Annotated in this window: 14 protein-coding genes and 1 pseudogene; 8 read left to right on the top strand and 7 right to left on the bottom strand. The window is 72.8% G+C overall.

Annotated elements, in window-relative coordinates:
* Positions 1-30 precede the first annotated feature (30 nt).
* The 4 genes from ACTYVM_RS06910 to ACTYVM_RS06895 all read right to left on the bottom strand — a co-directional run bounded on the left by ACTYVM_RS06910 (position 31) and on the right by ACTYVM_RS06895 (position 2,972).
* Positions 31-861 carry a class F sortase gene (locus tag ACTYVM_RS06910; RefSeq protein ID WP_445525041.1) on the bottom strand — a complete coding sequence of 277 codons (831 nt, stop codon included), beginning with the start codon at positions 859-861 and terminating at the stop codon, positions 31-33.
* Positions 848-1,513 carry a hypothetical protein gene (locus ACTYVM_RS06905; RefSeq protein ID WP_445525040.1) on the bottom strand — a complete coding sequence of 222 codons (666 nt, stop codon included), beginning with the start codon at positions 1,511-1,513 and terminating at the stop codon, positions 848-850. The genes ACTYVM_RS06910 and ACTYVM_RS06905 overlap by 14 nt, the downstream gene beginning before the upstream one ends.
* Before the next feature lie 177 nt (positions 1,514-1,690).
* The gene (locus tag ACTYVM_RS06900; protein WP_445525039.1) at positions 1,691-2,308 is read right to left on the bottom strand and encodes a TetR/AcrR family transcriptional regulator; all 618 of its coding nucleotides are present in this window, start codon (positions 2,306-2,308) and stop codon (positions 1,691-1,693) included.
* Positions 2,309-2,315: 7 nt separating this feature from the next.
* A complete protein-coding gene (locus tag ACTYVM_RS06895) occupies positions 2,316-2,972 on the bottom strand; it encodes a nuclear transport factor 2 family protein (RefSeq protein ID WP_445525038.1) in 657 nt (218 codons plus the stop codon).
* Positions 2,973-3,114: 142 nt separating this feature from the next.
* Between ACTYVM_RS06895 and hmgA the strand changes: the two genes are divergently transcribed.
* The 3 genes from hmgA (at position 3,115) to ACTYVM_RS06880 (ending at position 6,654) form a co-directional block, all read left to right on the top strand.
* Positions 3,115-4,425, top strand: coding sequence for a homogentisate 1,2-dioxygenase (gene hmgA / locus ACTYVM_RS06890; RefSeq protein ID WP_445525037.1), 1,311 nt, complete (start codon positions 3,115-3,117; stop codon positions 4,423-4,425).
* A gap of 280 nt (positions 4,426-4,705) precedes the next feature.
* Positions 4,706-5,455, top strand: coding sequence for a GntR family transcriptional regulator (locus ACTYVM_RS06885; RefSeq protein ID WP_445525036.1), 750 nt, complete (start codon positions 4,706-4,708; stop codon positions 5,453-5,455).
* A gap of 26 nt (positions 5,456-5,481) precedes the next feature.
* Positions 5,482-6,654, top strand: coding sequence for a type ISP restriction/modification enzyme (locus tag ACTYVM_RS06880; RefSeq protein WP_445525035.1), 1,173 nt, complete (start codon positions 5,482-5,484; stop codon positions 6,652-6,654).
* Between the two features lie 10 nt (positions 6,655-6,664).
* Here ACTYVM_RS06880 and ACTYVM_RS06875 read toward each other — a convergent pair whose 3' ends face one another.
* Positions 6,665-7,378, bottom strand: a complete 714-nt coding sequence (locus tag ACTYVM_RS06875) for a TetR/AcrR family transcriptional regulator C-terminal domain-containing protein (protein ID WP_445525034.1) — start codon at positions 7,376-7,378, stop codon at positions 6,665-6,667.
* A 64-nt stretch (positions 7,379-7,442) separates the two neighbouring features.
* On the opposite strand from ACTYVM_RS06875, the gene ACTYVM_RS06870 reads away from it, so the two are divergent.
* The 3 genes and pseudogenes from ACTYVM_RS06870 to ACTYVM_RS06860 all read left to right on the top strand — a co-directional run bounded on the left by ACTYVM_RS06870 (position 7,443) and on the right by ACTYVM_RS06860 (position 10,603).
* A complete protein-coding gene (locus tag ACTYVM_RS06870; RefSeq protein WP_445525033.1) occupies positions 7,443-8,435 on the top strand; it encodes an ATP-binding cassette domain-containing protein in 993 nt (330 codons plus the stop codon).
* Positions 8,432-9,214 carry an ABC transporter permease gene (locus ACTYVM_RS06865; RefSeq protein ID WP_445525032.1) on the top strand — a complete coding sequence of 261 codons (783 nt, stop codon included), beginning with the start codon at positions 8,432-8,434 and terminating at the stop codon, positions 9,212-9,214. The genes ACTYVM_RS06870 and ACTYVM_RS06865 overlap by 4 nt, the downstream gene beginning before the upstream one ends.
* Positions 9,215-9,371: 157 nt before the next feature.
* Positions 9,372-10,603, top strand: a pseudogene (locus ACTYVM_RS06860) (CaiB/BaiF CoA transferase family protein).
* Between the two features lie 42 nt (positions 10,604-10,645).
* Here ACTYVM_RS06860 and ACTYVM_RS06855 read toward each other — a convergent pair.
* Entirely contained in the window at positions 10,646-10,912 is a 267-nt protein-coding gene (locus tag ACTYVM_RS06855) for a hypothetical protein (protein ID WP_390828021.1), read from the bottom strand.
* Positions 10,913-11,190: 278 nt separating this feature from the next.
* Positions 11,191-12,000, bottom strand: coding sequence for an SGNH/GDSL hydrolase family protein (locus ACTYVM_RS06850; protein WP_445525031.1), 810 nt, complete (start codon positions 11,998-12,000; stop codon positions 11,191-11,193).
* A 262-nt stretch (positions 12,001-12,262) separates the two neighbouring features.
* On the opposite strand from ACTYVM_RS06850, the gene ACTYVM_RS06845 reads away from it, so the two are divergent.
* The gene (locus ACTYVM_RS06845) at positions 12,263-12,685 is read left to right on the top strand and encodes a hypothetical protein (protein WP_445525030.1); all 423 of its coding nucleotides are present in this window, start codon (positions 12,263-12,265) and stop codon (positions 12,683-12,685) included.
* A gap of 1 nt (position 12,686) precedes the next feature.
* Positions 12,687-13,781, top strand: a complete 1,095-nt coding sequence (locus ACTYVM_RS06840; protein WP_445525029.1) for a GNAT family N-acetyltransferase — start codon at positions 12,687-12,689, stop codon at positions 13,779-13,781.
* Positions 13,782-14,106: the final 325 nt, after the last annotated feature.

Genomic DNA, 14,106 nt, shown 5'->3' with positions numbered 1-14,106 from the left:
TGGACCACCCGCCCGCCGCGCCGCGCGGGGTCAGCGCGTCGAGGTCAGGTGGGCGAAGACGACGACGTTGCTGGAGTAGCCGGCTCTGTGGGTGTAGAGGCCGCCGCAGGTGATGACGCGCAGCTCGGGGCGGCGGGACGTGCCGTACACCTCCTTGTCCGGGAAGCGGGCCTTGTCGAAGACCCGCACCCTGTCGACGGTGTAGACGGCGGTGCGGCCGTCCTGGCGCCGGATCTCGATGCGGTGGCCCGGCCCCAGCTGGCCGAGCGCGGCGAAGACGGCGGCGCCGGACCTGGTGTCGCGGTGCCCGACCGCGACCGCCGTGCCGGGTTCCCCGGGCGTGGGGCCGCCGTCGTACCAGCCGACGAGCCTGGGCTTGTCGAGCGGCGGCGTCCCGAGCTCCCGGTGACCGTCGAGGCCGACCCCGATGATCGGCGCGTCGACGCGGAGGAAGGGGATGCGCAGGGTGGTCGCGCGGGACCGGGGCAGCGGCACGGGCGGCCGGGAGGAGGAGGCTGCGGGCGCCGGCGAGGCGGACGTCCCGCGGGCCGGGCCGGAGCCGTTCGCACCGTCCGTGCCCGAAGCTCCGCGATCGGGACCGCCGCGGTCCGGGCCGCGGTCGTCCCGGCCGCCGTCGTCCGTCCTGCCGCCGTCCTCCCCGCCGCCGTCCGTCCCGGAAGGACCCGGGTGGGCGGGGGCCACGGCGCCCGGCCCGGCGGCTCGCTCCGGAGCGCTGCCGTCGTGCTGCCCACCGCACCGGTTCCCTGCCGTGACCAGGACGACCGCGAGCACGGTCGTCCTGGTCAGGCGGTAGGTGCGGGTCCGGTACCAGGGCCTGCGTCCGCGCCTACGCGGCGCCATGCGGGCGCCGGCGGACCAGCCGCATGTACACGACCCCGCTGACCACGACCAGCCCCACGGCCGCGGCCCCGGTCACCGGCGAGAAGGCCGCGACCGAGGAGGCGAGTCCGCCGCCGCCCGCGTGGACGCCGCCCAGCGGGCCGCCGCGGTCGATGCGGCCCGCGCCCGGCACCTCGTGGCCGCGGCCCGGGTCCTCGATCCGGCCGCCCGGACCGTGCGCCCCCTCGCGCCGGCCTTCCTCACGGCAGTTGACACGGAAGATCTTCTCCTTGGGGGTGCCGGCGACGGTCCAGGCGAGCTTGTACTGACCGTCGGCGAGCCCCAGCGGGTCGGTGTGGCCGGCCCCGGTGGCCAGGGGGATGGTGCCGGTGACGGTGGCACTGTTGGGCAGCGGTGGCTGCGGCTGGATGGTGTAGCCGATGCTGGGCAGGACGTCGAAGTTGACGGCGTCCAGGTAGAACCGGCAGACCACGGGGTCGTCCTTCGAGACACCGAAGGGCACGCCCACCCGATGGATCTTGATGTCGCCGGCTTCCCCCTGGGCCGCGGCGGACGGCGCCGCCAGCCACACGGCGCCTGCAGCGGTCAGGGCCGTCAGGGCGGCGGCACCGACGCGGGAGCCGAAGGTGCGTGGGTTCGTCAGGGTGGGCATGCGCGTTCCTCCGAGTCAGACGATTTTCATACAAATCGCTCTTTCGTCTGACTGTCTTTCACATGCGTTCGCGACCCGTGGCGAGCGGCACCCGACGCGCCGTCAGCTTTCCCCCACCCGGCGCAACCGTTTCCCGCCCTTGGCGCCGAAGGCCGCGCGGCATGGCGGGAATCGGCCTCAGTCCAGCACCCGCGCCAGGTAGGCACGCAGCATCCGCCGCATCTCCTCGATGATCCGCTCGTCGCCCTGCGCGTCGACGCGGAAGGCGAGTTGGACCAGGGTGTCGGCGGTCTCGACGGCGATCAGGAAGGTCCGGCGCAGGTCGTCGTCGGGCGGGCGGCGCAGATGGCCGGACAGGAGGTCGGTGAGCCGGTCGGCGACGCGGTGGTTGGGTTCGGCGCAACGGGCGCCGACGGGGATCTGGTTGCCGAAGTCGACGAGGGAGAATCCGGGGGCGGTCCGCTTCATCGCCAGGTACTCGTCCAGGACGGCGTCCATGGCGGCGCGCCACCCGCCGTCCCCCGCCTCCCCCGCCTTCCTCAGCCGCTCGGTGACGCGCTCCGTGTACCGGTCGAGGTTGCGCTGGGCGAGCGCGTCCACCATCTCCCGCTTGTTGCCGAAGAACCGGTAGACCGAGCCGATGGGCACGCCGGCGCGCACCGCGACGGCACGCGTGGTCAGCTCGTCGTAGCCGACCTCGTCGAGGAGTTCGGCGCAGGCGTCGAGGATCCTGGCCAGCCGTTCGGCGCTGCGCCGCTGCACGGGCGCACGGCGAAGCGGGGTCGAGTGGGACACGGCTTCATCATGCCTTTCCCCGGCGAGCGGGTGAAGCGCGCCCGGCGGCAGGCCGGACCGCGCCCCGGCGCGGCTCCGCGATCACGGCCCGGGACGCGTCCTGCGGAGGCGGCACCGGGGAGGAGTCCCTCGACGACGCGGCCCGGGACGGCTCCGGCGGCTCCGGGGACGAGGCCGTGATGTCGACCGTGCTCTGCACCGGGTGGCCGGCGACCGCCCAGACCGTGCCGTCGTCGGCGTGGAGGCGGACGGTGACGTGATGGGTGCCGTGGGGGACGAACCGGCCCGGGAGGCGGTACTCCGGGGCGCGCAGGCGGACGACGAGCCGACCGTCCACCAGCAGATGGGCGAGGCCGCGGCCCGCCGCCGCCCGGGCCGCCGTGCCGTCCGGGGAGAAACGGAAGCGGCGCACGGTCAGCCGTACGTCCCAGTCGCCGTCGGTGTCCGGCCACACCTCGACACGGACCTCGGGAGCGGTCTTCCGGTCCACCTCGCGGTAGCGCCGGCCCTCCTCGTCGGTGTGGTCGAGGAGCTTGCCCACGGGCTCGGCCGGTTTCCCGTCCGCCGGCCCGTGCGCGGCCTTCGGTCCACAGCCCACCGCCCCGGCGAACAGCAGAGCCGAGGCCGCGAGCGCAGCGAGTGATCCCCGCGTCCACGACGACATGACGGGGAGCGTAGAGCAGGGGCAGGCCCCGCCGGATCCCCCTGGAGTCGGGTTCCCTCCTCCGCCCGGAGTAGGGGGTCTTGCGCCCCGGAAAACGCAATCCTACGGTGTCCCATAGGAATCAGGTTGCAAGGGAGCGATCATGAGCGGGGACGCACGCAGGACCGCCGGAAAACCGACCTACCTCTCCGGTTTCGGCAACGAGCACAGTTCCGAGGCGGTTCCGGGCGCACTGCCCGAGGGCCGCAACTCCCCGCAGCGCGCCCCCCTCGGGCTGTACGCGGAGCAGCTCAGCGGTACGGCCTTCACCGAGCCGAGGGCCCACAACCGCCGCTCGTGGCTGTACCGGATCCGCCCGTCGGCCGCGCACCCGGCGTTCACCCGGACCGGCAACGGCACGATCCGCACGGCGCCGTTCACCGAGACGGTGCCCGACCCCAACCGGCTGCGCTGGAACCCGTTGCCGGAGCCCGCGCCGGGCACGGACTTCCTCGCCGGACTGTGGACCCTGGGCGGCAACGGCGACGCCACCCAGCGCACCGGCGTGGCCGTGCACCTGTACCACGCCGACTCCTCGATGGAACGCGTCTTCAGCGACGCGGACGGCGAGTTGCTGATCGTGCCGGAGCGCGGTGGGCTGCTGCTGCACACCGAGTTCGGGCTGCTTGAGGCCGGGCCGGGGGAAGTGGCGCTCGTCCCGCGCGGGGTGCGCTTCCGCGTGGAGCTCCTCGACGCCACCGCGCGCGGCTACGTCTGCGAGAACTACGGCGCCCCCTTCCGCCTCCCCGACCTCGGCCCGATCGGCGCCAACGGCCTCGCGAACGCCCGGGACTTCCGCGCTCCGGTCGCCGCCTACGAGGACACCGAGGGCCCGGTGGAGGTGGTGAACAAGTTCTGCGGCAACCTGTGGACCGCGACCTACGACCACTCCCCGCTCGACGTGGTGGCCTGGCACGGCAACCTCGTGCCGTACGTCTACGACCTGCGCCGCTTCAATGTGATCGGCACGATCTCGTACGACCACCCGGACCCGTCGATCTTCACGGTGCTGACCTCGCCCTCCGACACCCCGGGCCTGGCCGGCGTGGACTTCGTCGTCTTCGCGCCGCGCTGGCTGGTCGGCGAGGACACCTTCCGGCCGCCGTACTTCCACCGGAACGTGATGAGCGAGTACATGGGCCTGATCGAGGGCGCCTACGACGCCAAGGCGGAGGGCTTCGTGCCGGGCGGCGGCTCGCTGCACAACATGATGTCGGCGCACGGTCCGGACCGCGAGACCTTTGACCGGGCGAGCGCGGCGGAGCTGAAGCCGCAGAAGATCGACGACGGGCTGGCGTTCATGTTCGAGACGCGCTGGCCGCTGACGCTCACGCCGCACGCGGCCGGGGCCGAGCACCTCCAGCGGCGGTACGACGACGTCTGGCAGGGGCTCGAGCGGAACTTCCGGCCCTAGGTCCTGGCGTCAAACTCCCGTCGTCCGCCCGGAGGGCGGGCCTCGCGGCGTCAGGTGCGTGCTCTGGGGGTCCCCCCTGCTCGAAGAGCTTGGGGGAGTGCCGGGCCCTGGCCCTCGTACTGGATGTACTTGCGTCAGGGCCCGGTGCGGCGAGTGGGGGTCCCCCCTGCTCGAAGAGCTTGGGGGAGCGTGCATGGCGTGGCGAGGCAGACGGGAGTTTGACGACAGGGCCTAGGACCTTCCCTTGCCCTGATCGATCGTCTACCGGTACGGATGACCCGTGACCTCCTTCGCCCCCGATTCGATCGTCCTGAACCGCAAGTTGCCGCTGTGGTACCAGGTGTCGCAGTCGCTGCGCGCCTCGATCCTCGGCCGCTCGCCCCAGGACCCGCTGCGCCTGCCCACCGAGGAACAACTGGCGGGGCACTACGGCGTGAGCGTGCTGACCATGCGGCAGGCGCTGAAGGAGCTGGAGGACGAGGGGCTGATCACCCGGCACCGGCGGCGCGGCACGTTCATCGAGCCCGGTGCCCGGCGGGGCGCCCCGGTGCGGCTCCTCGGCTCGGTGGACGCCATCGTGGCCCAGCAGTCCGGCATGACCACCGAGCTGCTGGCCCACGGCACGCAGGCGGTGCCCGCCGAACTCGCCGAGTTCTTCCCGGATCTGGGCGAGGTGGCGACGTACCACCGGCTGCGCGGCGACGAGAAGACCGGTGAGCCGACCAACCACGCCCGCAACTACGTCCGTCCGGAGCTGGCCCGCCGGATGGCGCCGGAGGACCTGGTGCGGTGGCCGATGACCAAGGTGCTGCGGGACGTGGTGGGCGCGGACATCAGCCGGATCACGGACACCGTCCAGGCCCGGCTGGCCGACCCGGAGACGGCGCGGCTGCTCCAGGTCCCGCTGCTCAGCCCGATCCTGCACTACACGGGGATCACCTACGACGCGGCGGGGCGGCCGCTGGACGTGGCGGTCATCCACTACCGGGGGGACCGCTTCTCCTTCACGGTCACCCTCGACGCCACCTGACCCGGCCGCCCGGGCCAGGTCGTACGATGCCCGGCGTGACGCACGACGACGCGGTGCCGCTGGCCGACCTCATGCCGTGGTCCGTCGCACCGCCGCGGCTGGGCCGGGGGTGGCCGGTGGCTCCCGACGCGGACTGCCTCAGGGCCCGCTGGGAGGCCCTGCTGAAGGCCGACGGCCCCGACCGGGCGGCCCTGTTCGAGCCGACGCGCTCGCGCACGCCGTACACGGCCGTCGGGCAGTTGCCGGGCCGTACCGGCGGCACCGGGAGGCTGATCCGCGCCTCGGGTCCCTGCCCGGAGCCGGTACGTGTGCTCGTGGCGCCCTTCGACGAGCAGTGGCTGATCCCCGACCACCGTCTGATCGACGCGGCCCGCCCCGAGTTGTGGCGGGTGGCGGACGCCCGGCAGGTCTTCGTGGCGGAGACGACCGCCGCGCCCGGCGCCGGACCGCCCCTGCAGGCGACGTCCCTGCTCCCCCTCCTGCGCCCGGGCCGCGTCCGGCCCCTGTACCGCCGCCCGGCGGCGGCGGAGCCCAACCTGGCGCCCGGCCTGCTGGACCACCTCGCCACCCGGCTCGGGCACCGCCCCGACCCGGAGGACGTCCTCGCCTGGACACTCGCGGCGGCACGCCCCGGTCCGGGCGGCCCGGTGGTCCCGCTCACCGGGGACACCGGGGTCTGGGCGGCCGGGGTGGAACTGGGCCGCCGGACGCTGTGGCTGATGCGCCGCGACGGCGAGCGCCCCAAGCTCCCCGGCGGCCGCCGCCCCTACGTCCGCGCCCCGCTGCCCGCACGCCCGCTGACCCTGCGCTACGACCGGGACGAGGAGACCCTGCACCTCGACGAGGGCCGCGTCTCCCCAGTCCCGCCCGAGGCCTGGGACTTCGAGGCCGGCTCGGTGCGGGTCCTGGAGCAGTGGTTCGCCGCGCGGACCGCGCGGGGCGCCGCGGGCACCCTCGCGGCCGTCGGCCCCGCGGCCTGGCCGCAGGCGTGGACGTCCGAGCTCCTGGAGCTGATCACGGTGCTCGCGCTGCTGGCGGAACTGCGGCCGCGCCGGGAGGCGTTGGAGATGACGGACGTGATCACCGCGGCCGGCCTGCGGTCCGCGGGTGTCCTGCCGGTACCGGACGCGGCCCGCCGGCCGGCCTCGGTCCTCGATCACCGCGAGGAGGGCCCGGAGGGCCAGTTCGCCCTGCTCTGAGAGGGCCGCCTCAGCCGCGCGGCGCGAACCCGTCCAGCACCCGCTCCAGTGCCCGCTCGAACACCGCCTCCAGGTCGATCGGCCCGGCGTCCTCCGCGAAGGCCCGCGCCATCCGCGGATACGCGCCCGTGGCGATCCGCCCGCCGAGATAGGCGATCCGCACCGCGTTCTCCTCCTCCTCCGACCAGGGCAACGACCGGGCCCGCTCGGCGGTGGCCAACTCGTTCGCCACGTACGTGGTCACCACGCCGTTGAGCATCGCGACCAGTTCCATCTTGGTGCCGTAGGACACCTCGAGCGGGTCGAGGCAGACCAGGCAGTGCTCCAGGTAGCGCAGGGCGTTCGGGCTGAAGCCGTAGATGCCCGACATCAGGCGCGGCAGCCAGGGGTGGCGGTGCATGAGGCCGCGGGTCTGGTGGGCGACCCGCAGCATGTCGGCGCGCCAGTCGCCCGAGGGCTCCCACAGCTCGTGCTCACCGCCGACGGCGTCGACCATCAGCTCGTACAGGTCCTCCTTGCGGGGGACGTAGTTGTACAGCGACATGGTCCCGCAGCCCAGGTGCGCCGCCACGTGCCGCATGGAGACCGCGTCCAGGCCACCGGCGTCGGCGATGTGCACCGCGGCGGCCGCGACGTCGGCGCGGCTGTACGCCGGCCTCGGCCCCCGGCCCGCCCGCTCGGGACGGGCCCAGATCACTTCGGGTACGGCCCCTCGGCCAGCCATCGATCATCACCTCGCCCCACCATCGTAGTTACGTACACCGTACGTAGTGCGCTACCATCCCCACATGATGACTACGTACGCTGTACTTAGTGAGGGGTTGGAGAAGCGGTTCGGCCCGGTCCACGCCCTGCGCGGGCTGGACCTGGCCGTGGCCCAGGGCACCGTCTGCGCGCTGCTGGGGCCGAACGGGGCGGGCAAGACCACGGCCGTACGGCTGCTGACCACGCTGCTGCGCCCGGACGCGGGATCGGCCCGGGTCGCCGGGCACGACCTCGTCCGGGAGGCGGCGGCGGTGCGCCGCAGGATCGGCGTCACCGGGCAGTACGCGTCGGTCGACGGGGACCTCACCGGGCGTCAGAACCTGCGGCTGTTCGCCCGGCTGCACCGGGTCGGGAACGCGGCCGCGCGCGCCGACGAACTGCTGGAGCGGTTCGACCTCGCCGAGGCGGCCGACCGGACCGCGGCCACCTACTCCGGCGGCATGCGACGCCGGCTCGACCTGGCGGCCGGCCTGATCCGCCGCCCGGACGTGCTGTTCCTGGACGAGCCGACCACCGGGCTCGACCCGGGCAGCCGCAACCACATCCACGACGCGGTGCGCGACCTGAGGGAACAGGGGACGACGGTGCTGCTGACCACCCAGTACCTGGAGGAGGCCGACCAACTCGCCGACGACGTCGCCCTGGTGGACCGGGGCCGGGTCGCACACACCGGCTCGCCCGCCCAGCTCAAGTCGCTGATCGGCTCGTACGCGGAAGTCGTCGTCGCGCAGGCCGACGCGATGGTGCGGGCCACGGGCGTCCTCGACCGTCTCACAGGCTCCGAGCCGGCTCTCAACCACGAACGGCGCACCGTCGGCGCGGTCACCACCGATCCGACGCTCACTCTCCCCCGGCTGGTGCGCGAACTCGACGCGGCCGGCGTGCCGTTGCTCGACGCGAGCCTGAGGCCGCCGACCCTCGACGACGTCTTCCTCCGGCTGACCGGGCAGTCGGCCGACACCTCCCCCGGTACCTCCGCCGGCACCTCCCCCGACACCGAGGAGCTCGTGGCATGAGCGCGTTGACGTACGACGGCATGGCGATGGTGGGCCGGCAGTTGCGCCGGGTCCGCAACAACCCGGGACTGGCGATCCTGACCCAGGTCATGCCGATCAACATGCTGCTGTTCTTCGGCTACGTCTTCGGCAGCGCGCTCGCGATGCCCGGCGGGGAGTACCGCTCCTTCCTGGTGCCGGGGCTGCTGGCGGCGACCGCCGCGGGCGGGATCATGACCGGGATGTTCCAGGCGGCCCAGGACACGCACCGGGGCGTGATGGTCCGGTTCCGCACGATGCCGGTGAGCCGCTCCGCGGTGCCGCTCGGGCAGGCCGTGGCGGACCTCGTCGTCACCGCGGCCGGAACGGTGCCGCTGCTGCTGGTCGGGCTCGCGGTGGGCTGGCGGGTCGAGGGGTCGGCACCCGAAGCTCTGGGCGCCGTGGGCCTGTTGCTGCTGTTCCGGTTCGCGTGCACCTGGATCGGGATCCTCCTCGGGCTGCTCACCCGCAGCGAGGAGGCCGCCGGGCAGCTCGGCGCCGCCACCTTCGTGCTGCCGCTGCTGTCCAACGCCTACATCCCGACCGGCAACCTGGCGGGCTGGCTGCGCACCACGGCCGAATGGAACCCGATCAGCGCGGTGACCACCGCCCTGCGCGACCTCTTCGGCAACGCCCCCGTCCCCGAGGGCGCCGCCTGGCCGGTGGCCCACCCCGTCGCCGGATCGCTGGCCTGGTGCGCGCTCCTGATCGCCGTGTGCGCACCCCTCGCCGTCCGGCGTTACGCCCGCGGAGAGGGCTGACAGCGGCCGCCCGAACGCCCTGACCGCCTGTCGGCGCGTGCCCCCGGTCGGCGGTCAGGCACCCCGGCCGTGCCCCCGGCACGCAGGGCGATCCCGTCGGTGACCGGCCACGCCCCGCTGCTGACAAAGCCACCGGGCGCGGGTGATGATCCAGGGCATGGATCAGCTTCCGCCGCCCCTGGAGGGCATCACCGTGGTCGCTGTCGAGCAGGCCGTGGCGGCGCCGTTCGCCACCCGGCAGCTCGCCGATCTGGGAGCCCGGGTCATCAAGGTCGAGCGGGTGGACGGGGGTGACTTCGCGCGCGGGTACGACACCGCGGCGGGCGGACTCGCCTCGCACTTCGTGTGGTGCAACCGGGGCAAGGAGTCGATCGCGCTGGACCTGAAGGACCCGCGGGGTCTGGCCGTCGTACGGCGTCTGGTCACCCAGGCGGACGTGTTCGTGCAGAACCTCGCCCAGGGCTCGGCGGCCCGGCTGGGGCTGGACGCGGCGACGCTGTGTGCCGAACATCCGCGGCTGATCGCCGTCGACATCTCGGGCTACGGGTCAGGGGGTCCGTACGCTCACAAGCGGGCCTACGACATGCTCGTGCAGTGCGAGGCGGGGCTGGTGTCCGTGACCGGCACAGCGGAGCAGCCGGTGAAGGCGGGGATCCCGGCGGCGGACGTCGCGGCGGCCATGTACGCGTTCTCCGGCGTGCTGGCCGCGCTGGTGCGGCGCGGCACGACCGGGCGCGGCGGTCCGGTGGAGGTGTCGATGCTCGAGGCGCTCGCCATGGGGGTCCCCCCCCCACGCCGTTGAGGCAGTGGGGGAGGATGGGGCATCCGCTGCATCACGCGCTGCACGCCGGGACCGCCCCGGCGCGCACCGGCCTCGCGCACGCCGTCATCGCCCCCTATGACGCCTTTCCGGCCGCGGACGGCGTCCTGGTGCTGCTGTCGCTGCAGAACGACCGGGAGTGGCGCAGGCTCGCCGAACAGGTGCTGGGCCGGCCCGAGCTGGGGACGGATCCGGCCTTCGCGACGAACGCGGCGCGGGTCGAGAACCGGGAGCGCACCGACGAGCTGGCCGGAAAGGCACTGGGTGCGCTGGACGCCGACGAGGCGATGGCCCGGCTGGAGGGCGCGGGCATCGCCTGCGCGCGGCTGAGGGACGTGCACGCGCTCGCGGAGCATCCGCAGCTGGCGGCCCGGGAGCGGTGGCGGGAGGTGGGGACGCCGGTCGGGCCGCTCAGGGCGCTGCTGCCCCCGATCACGCTGCCGGGCGGGACCGGGCCGAGCATGGGGGACGTGCCCGCGCTCGGACAGCACACCGGGCCGCTGCTGCGCGCCGTGGGGATGACGGACAGCGAGATCGCGGAACTGCGCCGGGACGGCGTGGTGGCCTGAGCGCGGGTCAGGTGAACGGGCCGAGGGGGCGCCGGTCGGGACTCAGCGCGCGCCGAACAGCGAGCGGCGCAGCCGGCGCAGCGGTGCGAACAGCGACACACGGTGGACCCGAGCGCGCCTGCCGGTGCGGTCGTGCGGACCGCGTGCGGTCAGCTCGCGCATCAGCGACGTCGCCTCGACCGTCTCCCGCTGCGGCACGGCGGGGCCGGCCAGCACCGACAGATGGCGGTCGAGACGCGAGCTGGTCGCGCTGCTCCCGCAGGTGATCGCAGGGACTCTGGCCCTGCTGCGCACTGTTATCTGCTCCATGTCACTCCCCACCCGTACGAGTCCACCCGGCCCGGGCAGAGTAACCCTATCGCCCCGGCCGGGCACTCGTGTATCGCGGTGGCAGGATTCACCTTCTGTGGAGGGGTGTTGACGAATATTCTCCGAATCCAACAGATTTCAAGGCGAGTTGAACAATTGCGCCCACAGTGGGCCGAAGTGACCCATGGCCGGCACGCGCAGCCGCGTGAGCGGGCGGAGGCCCCCGCGGTCAGGGCCCCCGCTTCAAGCGCGAAGGGCGTTCTGTCGGTGACGGAAGGTCAGGCAGCGCTGTTGAGCACCGGCAGGTAGCCGCCGGACTGGCCGGCCGCCGTCGGGTGGTACGAGTCGCTGATGTGGAGCCAGTCCACACTGTGCAGCCAGGAGTTGCCGGAGCAGATCTCGTGGCCGGTGAAGGTGGAGCGGACGTCACCGAAGGTGAAGCCGTGGTTGGCGGCGACCTTGGCGATCGCGGTGTCCATGTAGTCGGAGGCGGCGTTGATGGCGGAACGCTTGGTGTCGGAGAGTCCGAGGCAGAGCTGCCCGATCAGGTAGAAGCGCGGGTACCCGATCACGACCACGCGCGCGTTCGGCGCCTTGCCGCGGATCGTCGAGTAGAGGTTGTCGAGCTTGCCGGGCAGCGTCGAGTCGATGTACGCCCTGGCGGTGTTGATGCGGTCGATGCAGCCGCTGTCGGACTGCAGCACACAGGTCGTCATGACGTCGGCGAATCCGGCGTCGTTGCCGCCGATGGTGATCGAGACGAGAGAGGTGGCGGAGTTGAGCGAGCCGAGCTGCTTCGCCAGCACGTCGTCCGTACGGGCGCCCGAGCAGGCCTGGAAGTCGAACGAGGACGGCGAGTGGGCCGCGTTCCAGAGGTAGGGGTAGGCGTTCGTGCTGCGACTGCAGTCGCCGCTGGAGCTGATGTAGTTGCCGGCGCCCACCCCGGAGGAGTAGGAGTCACCGAGGGCCACATACGGGCCGCTCGCCGCCAGTTGGGATGCCTGGGCCGCCGCCGCCCCTGTCAGGGCGAGGCAGACTGCCAGGAGGAGAGAGCCGACATAGGCGGAAACGCGGGAACTTCGTCTCATGGAACCTCCCTATTAGCAGGAACTCTGCGGTAACCGTGGTAGCAGCTACGCGTGTTGACTGGGAAGTGTCCATGTCAAAACTCTTATGCGATCAACGAAAACCGTTGTGACGCACGAGGCCCGGGAGGTCGGGAACCGGCCACTCGAAAGGGTTGCGCGGGCGGGCGAGAGCCCGTACGGGCGGCTTCCGCATCTTGACGGGCGCCGTGGGCTGCGCGACATTGAAGCCCGGCATCCGGCGCTTCGGGGGGCAAAGTCGCCAATGCAGACCATACGCATCAAGACAGCTTCAACACCGGGGACACAGCGGGCGCGGCCAGGGCCGGGGAGGGACCTGTCACCGCTGCTCGCGGGCGCCGCGACGGCAGTCGCGGGGATCGGCGCGCTGCTCGCGCTCACCGGCTCCGGCTCATCGCTGCGCGGTCCGCTGACGCTGTTCTTCCTGCTCACGGCGCCGGCCGCGGCCATCGCCGCCGCCCTGCGCGGGCTGGATCCTTTCGGCCGTGTCCTCGTCTCGGTGGCGGGCGCCGTCGTTCTCGACATGCTGGTGGCCCAGGGGATGCTGGCCGTGCACCGATGGTCCGTCAGCGGCGGACTGCTGGCCGTCACCGCGTTCAGCTCCCTCGTTCTCCTGCTGGTTCTGGTGCGGCGGCGCGGCCGTACGGCGAGAAGACAGGGCTCCTGACGTGGACATCAGCGTGTACCGCCCCGGCGAGCTGACCGCCGCCGACCGCACGGCGTGGACCGCGATGCAGTCCAAGGCCCATCTGCATGGTGCGGAGGAGTTGGCGAACCCCTTCCTGTCCCCCGAGTTCGCGCTCGCGGTGGGCCGGTGCAGACGCGGGGTGCGGATCGCGGTGGTCCGGGAGGACGGCGAACCCGCCGCGTTCTTCCCGTTCCAGAGATCGGCCGCCGGCGTCGGCCGGGCCGTCGGGCTCGGCGTCTCCGACTGCCAGGGCCTGGTGCACCGGCCCGGCTTCACCTGGGACGCCCGCGAACTGCTGCGGGCCTGCTCACTGGCCGTCTGGGAGTTCGACCACCTGGTGACCGGTCAGGAGCCGTTCGAGGCGGGAGCCTCCGGCAGCTTCCCGTCCCCGGTCATGGACGTCGACCGGGGCTACGCCACCTATCTGAGTGAACTGCGCGCGCGCTCACCGAAGTTCACCCGGACCACGCTCGCCAAGGAGCGCAGGCTGGGCCGTGACACGGGCCCGGTGCGCTACGTCCACGACGAGCGCGACCCCGCCGTGCTGCACAAGCTGATGGCCTGGAAGTCCGCCCAGTACCGGCGCACCGGGCGCAGCGACCGCTTCGCGCACAAGTGGATCACCCGTCTGGCCACCCGGCTGTTCCACACCCGCTCCGATCCCTTCGCGGGAATCCTGTCGGTGCTGTACGCGGACGGCCGGCCGGTCGCCGCCCACTTCGGACTGCGCACCGAACGGGTCCTGGCCTGCTGGTTCCCGGCCTACGACCCGGCGTTCGCGAAGTTCTCCCCGGGGCTGGTCCTGCATCTGCGCATGGCCGAGGCGGCCGCCGCCGACGGCATCGCGTACCTGGATCTCGGCCGGGGCCAGAAGGAGTACAAGGACTCCCTGAAGACGCGCGAACTCAGCGTGTCCGAAGGATGGGTGACCAGACGTCACCCGGTAGCGGTCGGGCATCGGGCGCGCCGCGCCCCGGTCCGGGCGCTGCGCAACACGGTGCTGTCGCGGCCGGAACTGTTCGGGCCCGCGGACAGGATCCTCCGACGCGTGGGGCACCTTCGCTCCAGGCACTGAACCGCACATACAGGGTGGCGTTACGGCAAAACCAACAAAAACGTGAGGCCTCGTTCCAGGTCTTGCCATACTGGTTCAATCATCAATACCGTCATACATCTCACCCGCATCGGATCGTCGGCAAGCGGCTCAAGGGGAGGGCTCGGGGCCGAGACGTTCCGGCGCGGAGCGCGGTAGGGGGGTGCCGTGCTCGGTGACCGCAGGTGTGACCGGGCCGTGCCGCGCGACCGGCTGCCGTTCTTCCGGCAGGCCGGGCAGCTTCGCCAGCTCACCCGGCGTGTCAGGAGAACCGTTCCGGCGCGCCCCGGGTGATCAACCCCCCTTT

The sequence above is a fragment of the Streptomyces cyslabdanicus genome (assembly GCF_052663305.1).
This window is presented reverse-complemented; position numbering and strand designations above follow the sequence as displayed.

Bases quoted from the DNA above. Each gene is read 5' to 3' on its own strand.
- ACTYVM_RS06865 (WP_445525032.1), top strand. From the start codon at position 8,432: ATGAGCGCGTTGACGTACGACGGCATGGCGATGGTGGGCCGGCAGTTG.
- ACTYVM_RS06845 (WP_445525030.1), top strand. From the start codon at position 12,263: ATGCAGACCATACGCATCAAGACAGCTTCAACACCGGGGACACAGCGG.
- hmgA (WP_445525037.1), top strand. From the start codon at position 3,115: ATGAGCGGGGACGCACGCAGGACCGCCGGAAAACCGACCTACCTCTCC.
- ACTYVM_RS06870 (WP_445525033.1), top strand. From the start codon at position 7,443: ATGATGACTACGTACGCTGTACTTAGTGAGGGGTTGGAGAAGCGGTTC.
- ACTYVM_RS06855 (WP_390828021.1), bottom strand. From the start codon at position 10,912: ATGGAGCAGATAACAGTGCGCAGCAGGGCCAGAGTCCCTGCGATCACC.
- ACTYVM_RS06875 (WP_445525034.1), bottom strand. From the start codon at position 7,378: ATGGCTGGCCGAGGGGCCGTACCCGAAGTGATCTGGGCCCGTCCCGAG.
- ACTYVM_RS06880 (WP_445525035.1), top strand. From the start codon at position 5,482: ATGCCCGGCGTGACGCACGACGACGCGGTGCCGCTGGCCGACCTCATG.
- ACTYVM_RS06850 (WP_445525031.1), bottom strand. From the start codon at position 12,000: ATGAGACGAAGTTCCCGCGTTTCCGCCTATGTCGGCTCTCTCCTCCTG.
- ACTYVM_RS06895 (WP_445525038.1), bottom strand. From the start codon at position 2,972: ATGTCGTCGTGGACGCGGGGATCACTCGCTGCGCTCGCGGCCTCGGCT.
- ACTYVM_RS06905 (WP_445525040.1), bottom strand. From the start codon at position 1,513: ATGCCCACCCTGACGAACCCACGCACCTTCGGCTCCCGCGTCGGTGCC.
- ACTYVM_RS06910 (WP_445525041.1), bottom strand. From the start codon at position 861: ATGGCGCCGCGTAGGCGCGGACGCAGGCCCTGGTACCGGACCCGCACC.